Here is a 7,884-nt window from a genome sequence, read left to right as displayed (position 1 = left end):
GGTCGGGTGGACCGTGGTTGGCATCAGCAGGCTGTGGTGCACAGCATCGTGGACGGGGGTGGTAAGCGGGTTGGTGAGGCGTCGTTCTCTGCGGGTGAGTTCGCTCGTCGGCGTCCTGCGCTGGAGCGGGCGAGTCGGGCGACGGTCTATCGGGAGTGGCGTAAGGCTTCGGACGGGACTCAGACGAGTGCGGTGCGGAAGTTGCCGTTCGCGGATCGTCCTCGGTTCACTCTGGCTGGGCATGGTGGTACGGCCTTTATCAAGGTGCCGTTGGCTGACGGTGGTGTACGCGAGGTCAGCGGTAGTGGGGTCAGGGACTGGGCGTTGTCGCGGCCGGGTCTGGCGGAGTTGTCTCCTGGCACGGTCGTCACGATGCTGTACTGCGGCGACGGCCTGGGCGATGAGATGGCCGCACATCAGGTGGCGGATGCCACGGGTCTGACGGTGATGCATCCGTTGTATGGGGCGAACACCGAGGGTGGGCAGATCCATCTGCTGGAGGGCCCCAACGGCGAGCCGGGCCGCTGGGTCATCGCCCACCCCGGTGGCGGGACCGAGATCCACGACCCGGAGAGTGATCCCTCGGCGGACACCACACCTGACACCAGCACGCCCTATCCCGATCCGCAGGACAGCCTTGGGAAGGTCGCGGTCAGTGCGACGCCCGACGTGGCCAGGGATATCGAGGCGCTGTGGGATCAGGCGGTCGGTGAGCAGGACGGGGAAGGGAAGCGGCTGACCGTCACGGTCGACGGCGACAGCGTCAACGCCCATGACCTGGTTCCCCTCCTGCTGACGCAGATCGGGGCCGCGGACCAGGCCGAGGCGCTGACCATTCAGGCCAAGCCCAAGGACAAGCTCAAGGCAGGCGCCAACCACAAACTGCTGCTCTCCTACAACGGCGAGGACGGCCGGGGCACCATCAGCCGCGAGCTGCGTGTCGAGACGAGCCGGCCGCCGGCCGCCTCGTCCTCGTCCCGGCCGCCGACCGAGTCCGCACGGTCCGCCCCCGATCCGCAGGCCACGGCGCGGAACAATCAGAAGAAACTCGCTGTGGGCCGGGAGTTCAGCGCGCTCATGGAGGAGATGGGCCTCCCTGTCGTGCTCGGCGGCGGTGCTCAGATCAATCTGCTGTTCGACAGTCCTCGGCCCATCGCGGACCTGGACTTCCGGATGCCTCAGACCATGTATGTGAGGGATTTCGCCGATCGGATCAACCAGGCCATTGCCGAGCGTTTCCCGGACAGTGGGCCGAATGCCCTGGTCAAGGATGAGAAGGATGGCCGTGCGCTCACCGGTGTGGTGAACGGGGTCGAGATCACTGTCGGTCCGAGCAGCCTCTCCTACGGCGATGCGCGTGACGTGGGTGGCATCACCGCGCCGACACCGGTCGATTCCCTCTTCGACAAGGCGCAGTCGCTTGCGGAGCGTTCCGGAGAGAAGCAGCACAAGGACCTGTTCGATCTGCTGTGGGCGCTCGGGAACATGCCGGACGGTGATGTGCTGCTGGCAGAGGAGCTCGATCAGCGCCGAGGCGAGGCGTACCTCAAGAGGGCGGCCAAGCAGCCACGGTTTGCTCCCAACCTGAAGAACCAACTGCGCAATGCGCTCACAGAGTTGACGAAGAGCAAGAAGGCCCGTGAGGCGCTCGAGGCGGAGTGGCGTGATTTCGGTGCCACGCAGCAGGACATCGAGCGGCTCCGCGGGACGCTCGCTGACCTGACCGACACTTTCCAAGCCGGTTCCGGGCCGTTCCGTGCGCTGGTGTTGACGGCGGGCAACTTCACGGGAGATGTGTTCGGTCTCGCGTCGGCCATGCTCCTCAACCCCCGACTCCATGTCGGGGTCCTCACCGGTCCCGACCACCGCGATCAGGTCAGCTCCTTCCTCAAGACATCCCTCACGGCTCCGGTTCACACCCGGTACGCCAAGGCGTTGGAGCGGCTGAACGCGACCTACTCGCAGTCCTCCCCGGCGCGCGAGGCCGAGCTGTCGAAGCTCACCGGTCAGCGGGACGCCGAGCTCCGTGCTCAACAGGACCGTGTCCACAGCCTCGACACCGACCAGCCGCACACCCTCTACACCGCGGCGACCCGGCGCGACCAGGCCCTGCCCTACGACGCGATGACTCCGGTCGTGCCCAAGCGGTTGCGAGCCGTTCATCTCCAGAAGCCGGTGTCCTACGTCTCCAGTGAGGTTGTCTCTCGATGGGGCAATCAGGGCCATGAGCGCGCCAAGGTCCGTGCGGCGTGGGGTCTGGACAGGCCCAGCACCGAGCAGGTGCAGAGCTTCCTGTCCGCTCGTGGGATACCCGAGCGCGGGCCCCATGTGGTGTTGTGGTCGCGGTTCAGCGGCAAGAAGGGTGGCCCGCACCCGCAGCACGACACGAGTGTGACCGGCATCCAGCAGATCACCGATTCCCTGCCGCCTGGGACCACGGTGCTCATCGTGGGTGACCGTCAGCCCGGTGGCGCATGGGAGCGACTGGCTTCCGAACACTCCAACGTGCATGACCTCACGGAATTCTGGAAGAGCGACGACTGGCTCGAGCTCTTCCCGTCCGGGGCCCGCTCCGATCAGTTCCAGCTCTTTGACCATCTCTCGTCCGTCTCCGACGGGCAGTTGAAGCACCTGGGGTTCCGCAGCGGCAACCTGGAGGCCTACGCCCTGATCGGGCATCAGGTGCGCTACCTGGAAGAAGCCGGGAACTCCCAGGCCAAGCGGATGGAGCCGTGGCACAAGCCGATCGGCTACCAGGTCATCACGGTGAACAAGGTGCCGACCCTGACCGGCCAGTGGCTGGTCGCCACGGCGGGCAAGACCGGCAGTGAGGTTCGCGTCCCATGGCGCAAGGGACCAGGCGACCGGGGCATCAAGCCCATCAGCAAGGGTGCCGCGCTCGCCACGTTCAACATCACCTCGGATCAGCGCGGTTTCGACCCGATGGACCTCACGGTCATCGGCACGTACCTCGGCTTCCCGGCCGCCGCTTCGACGCCCTCTACCGCGACGTCCCACCTGACGGGTCGGGTGGACCGTGGTTGGCATCAGCAGGCTGTGGTGCACAGCATCGTGGACGGGGGTGGTAAGCGGGTTGGTGAGGCGTCGTTCTCTGCGGGTGAGTTCGCTCGTCGGCGTCCTGCGCTGGAGCGGGCGAGTCGGGCGACGGTCTATCGGGAGTGGCGTAAGGCTTCGGACGGGACTCAGACGAGTGCGGTGCGGAAGTTGCCGTTCGCGGATCGTCCTCGGTTCACTCTGGCTGGGCATGGTGGTACGGCCTTTATCAAGGTGCCGTTGGCTGACGGTGGTGTACGCGAGGTCAGCGGTAGTGGGGTCAGGGACTGGGCGTTGTCGCGGCCGGGTCTGGCGGAGTTGTCTCCTGGCACGGTCGTCACGATGCTGTACTGCGGCGACGGCCTGGGCGATGAGATGGCCGCACATCAGGTGGCGGATGCCACGGGTCTGACGGTGATGCATCCGTTGTATGGGGCGAACACCGAGGGTGGGCAGATCCATCTGCTGGAGGGCCCCAACGGCGAGCCGGGCCGCTGGGTCATCGCCCACCCCGGTGGCGGGACCGAGATCCACGACCCGGGGACCGACCTTTCGACCGACACCAGCACGCCCTATCCCGATCCCCAGGACAGTCTCGGGAAGGTCGCGGTCAGTGCGACCCCCGAGGTCGCCAGGACCATCGAGGCGCGCTGGGGTCAGGCGGTCGGCGAGCAGGACGGGGAAGGGAAGCGGCTGACCGTCACGGTCGACGGCGACAGCGTCAACGCCCATGACCTGGTTCCCCTCCTGCTGACGCAGATCGGGGCCGCGGACCAGGCCGAGGCGCTGACTATTCAGGCCAAGCCCAAGGACAAGCTGAAGGCGGGTGCCAACCACAAGCTGCTGCTCTCGTTCAATGGCGAGGACGGCCGGGGCACCATCAGCCTTGAGGTGCATGTCGAGAAGCGCCAGCAGTCGGCCGCCTCGTCCTCGTCCCGGCCCGAGCCCTCGTCCTCGTCCCGGCCGCCGACCGAGTCTGCACGGTCCGCCCTCGATCCGCAGGCCACGGCGCGGAACAATCAAGCGAAGCTGGCGGTGGGCCGAACATTCAGTGCGCTCATGCGGGATATCGGCCTTTCCGTCGTGCTCGGCGGCGGTGCTCAGATCAATCTGCTGTTCGACAGTCCTCGGCCCATCGCGGACCTGGACTTCCGGATGCCTCAGACCATGTATGTGAGGGAGTTCGCCGATCGGATCAACCGGGCTATTGCCGAGCGTTTCCCGGGCACTGGGCCGAATGCCCTGGTCAAGGATGAGAAGGATGGCCGTGCGCTCACCGGTGTGGTGAACGGGGTCGAGATCACTGTCGGCCCGAGCAGCCTCTCCTACGGCGATGCGCGCGACGTCGGTGGCATCACCGCGCCGACACGGGTCGATTCCCTCTTCGACAAGGCGCAGTCGCTTGCGGAGCGTACTGGCGAGAAGCAGCACAAGGACCTGTTCGACCTGCTGTGGGCGCTGGGAGAGGCGCCGGGCAGCGATGTCCGGCTGGCCGACGAGCTCGAAGAACGCCGCGGTGAGGCGTACCTCAAGAGGGCGGCCAAGCAGTCACGGTTGGCGCCCACACTGAAGGCCCAATTTGCGCATTCCCTTGGGGAGTTGACGAAGAGCAAGAAGGTTCGTGAGGCGCTTGAGGCCGAGTGGCGTGATTTCGGTGCCACGGAGCAGGACATCGAGCGGCTCCGCGGGACGCTCGCCGACCTGACCGACGCCTTCCGAGTCGGTTCCGGGCCGTTCCGTGCGCTGGTGTTGACGGCGGGCAACTTCACGGGAGATGTGTTCGGTCTCGCGTCGGCCATGCTCCTCAACCCCAGGCTTCACGTCGGGGTCCTCACTGGTCCCGACCACCGCGATCAGGTCAGTTCCTTCCTCCAGGCATCCCTCGCGGCGCCGGTTCACGCCCGGTATGCCAAGGCGTTGGAGCGGTTGAACACGACTCACCCGCAGTCCTCCCCGGCGCGCGAGGCCGAGCTGTCGAAGCTCACCAGCGAGCGGGACGCCGAGCTCCGGGCTCAAGAGGACCGCGTCCACAGCCTCCATACCGACCAGCCGCACACCCTCTACACCGCGGCGAGCCGGGGTAGTCGGCCCCTTCCCTATGACGCGATGACTCCGGCCGTGCCGAAGGGGCTGCGAACCACCCGTTTCCAGAAGCCGGTGTCCTATGCCTCCAGTGAGGTTGTCTCTCGATGGGGCAATCAGGGCCATGAGCGCGCCAAGGTCCGTGCCGCGTGGGGTCTGGACAGGCCCAGCACAGCGGAGGTCCAGAGCTTCCTGTCCGCTCGTGGGATACCCGAGCGCGGGCCCCATGTCGTGTTGTGGTCGCGGTTCAGCGGTAAGAAGGGTGGCCCGCACCCGCAGCACGACACGAGTGTGACCGGCATTCAGCAGATCACCGATTCCCTGCCGCCTGGGACGACGGTGCTCATCGTGGGTGACCGTCAGCCCGGTGGTGCATGGGAGCGACTGGCTTCCGAACACTCCAACGTGCATGACCTCACGGAATTCTGGAAGAGCGACGACTGGCTCGAGCTCTTCCCGTCCGGGGCTCGCTCCGATCAGTTCCAGCTTTTCGATCATCTCTCGTCCGTCTCCGACGGGCAGTTGAAGCACCTGGGGTTCCGCAGCGGCAACCTGGAGGCCTACGCCCTGATCGGGCATCAGGTGCGTTATCTGGAAGAAGCCGGAAACCTCCAGGCCAAGCGGATGGAGCCGTGGCACAAGCCGATCGGCTACCAGGTCATCACGGTGAACAAGGTGCCGACCCTGACCGGCCAGTGGCTGGTCGCCACGGCGGGCAAGACCGGCAGTGAGGCACCTCTCCCGTGGCGCAAGGGACCAGGCCACGACGGCAGTAAGCCGACCAGCAAGGACGTCGCGCTCGCGGAACTCAATATCACCTCGGATCAACGCGGTTTCGACCCGATAGACCTCACGGCCATAGGTGAGTATCTCGGTTTCCCGGCGCCATCAGCCGGGACACCCCAGCCGGGTCCCCATACGCCTACGTTGAGTACGCCTGCTGTCTCGGTGTTCTCCCCGGAGGAGGCACTGGTCCAGAACCCGAAGGAGTTCTTGAGGTCGAGCGTTCTCTCCATGGACCTCGACAAGGGACTTGCCCTTCACGCTCCCGGGCTCTCCGCGAATGCCCGTCGCTCCTTCATCAGGGCTTTGAGCGATCCGGCTCTCGGCCGGCACAAGTTTGTCGTGGTCGCGGGCGGACAGCGGGATGCCCATGGTCTTCCTGTGTATGCGCTGGCTCCTGCCGTCGAGTGGTATGCGCGTGAATACGCGACCATACGCTCGCTCGGTCTGCCGACAAACGCCCTTCCTCCGTTGCGTGGTGACCGCGGCTATGTGGAAGCTGCCTACGTTCCTCACCTGACGGGGAGTACGGCGAACCCTGAGCGGAGTGTCGGGCATACCACGGTTCCGCGTAATCCTGACCAGGCATCCGGCCCTCGTGTTGTGGTGACGCCCGCCATGGATGGATTTGCCTTCGTGGTGACGCACCATCCGGATCCTGATCTCTTCACGGCGTGGCACTACCAGTCGCCGGAGTCGAACGTCCGCCATTCCGTGGATTTCCGGCGTGATATGCAACCGACTGACTGGTTCGGTCACGGTGAATATCACCCCGACGATCTGACAGACGGGGACGATCGGCTGTTCGAGCCTGCGAACTTGCTGTGGCATGGCCCCGATGGCTGGGAGATCCTCAGTCAGGGGAACTGGGCCAGTGCCACGTCGAAGGATTCCATCACCTTCGGCGGGTTCCGTAGCCGTCCTCTGGTACTTGAGTCCGGTGGCGAACTTCAGCACACCGCGGCCTTCTATCAGGCCCTTGCGCGGAGCGAGCGCGACCAGCGCAACTGGCCTCTGCAGCAGCTCCGCAGGAAGATCCAGAACGCTCTCCCGGCGGGCAGCGACGTCGGAATGCTGTCTCATCTCTTCGGCGCCATCGACGAGCGTATCGGCAGGGAGATAGAGCAGCTCGGGCGCGTCCCCGATTTCAAGACTCTGCGTTCTTATGCGGACACGTTCAAGAGTGAGCGGGCCGCGATGCGCAACAGGCTTGAAAGCCTGATCGGCCAGGCCGCTGCCGCCAATGCGAGGGCCTCGCGGGAGGAGCGACAGGCCGTTCTCAAGGCGATCGACCTCGCGCGGCAGCTCGTGAACGAGTTCGTTTCCCATCCGGTGCAGGGCTGGATCGACCTGCTGCGGGACGAGGCCGCCCCGGCACAGCCCCGGACCGTCGCGGCGCGCCATCAAAGCATGGCGCGAAGCGAACGTGACGCCCCGACGGCGTACCTGAATGTACTCCGGAGGCAAATATCCGAGGCGAAGCCCTCGGGCCCGGAAGCTGTCACACTCCATAAGATTTTCAATCGAATCAATGAGCACATCACCCGGGAAATCGAGCAGCTTGAGAAGGTCACAGACTTCCAGACGCTCCAACGCTATGCGGCGGAATTTCCGCAACAGCGCCGCGAACTGCAGGAGGAACTCGCGGCGGAATACGCTCGAACGGTAGCGACCTCCGTCGGAAGAAGGCTGTCCCCCGCTCAGGCTGGGGCCGCAGCGAAGCGGAACCGACTGACCGGCGAGATTCTCGACGTCTTCGCCACCAAGCCGTTCGACGACTGGATCACCAGCCTGCACAACGCGGTATCCCAGCGCGCAACCTCGGCACCGTCCGATGTCTGGTCGTCGGGTGTGGTGTTGCGTGAGGTGAAGGACGCGCGGGGGCGTGTGGTGGGGCGGGCGTCGTTCGGTGCGCGGGACTGGGAGCGGCGTAAGGATTCGTATCGGGGTCTGTCGGAGGTGGGG

Annotated in this window: 1 protein-coding gene; it reads left to right on the top strand. The window is 65.7% G+C overall.

Annotated features, from left to right (window positions below; genetic code table 11):
* Positions 1–372 precede the first annotated feature (372 nt).
* The coding region (locus tag NMK44_RS41565; protein WP_254753345.1) for a hypothetical protein at positions 373–7,884 on the top strand (7,512 nt) is incomplete at its 3' end.

The organism is Streptomyces cucumeris, assembly GCF_024295805.1.
Taxonomy (GTDB): Bacteria; Actinomycetota; Actinomycetes; order Streptomycetales; family Streptomycetaceae; genus Streptomyces; species Streptomyces cucumeris.
The sequence above is the reverse complement of the archived record's forward strand: the minus strand, read 5'-3'. Positions and strand labels throughout refer to the sequence as shown.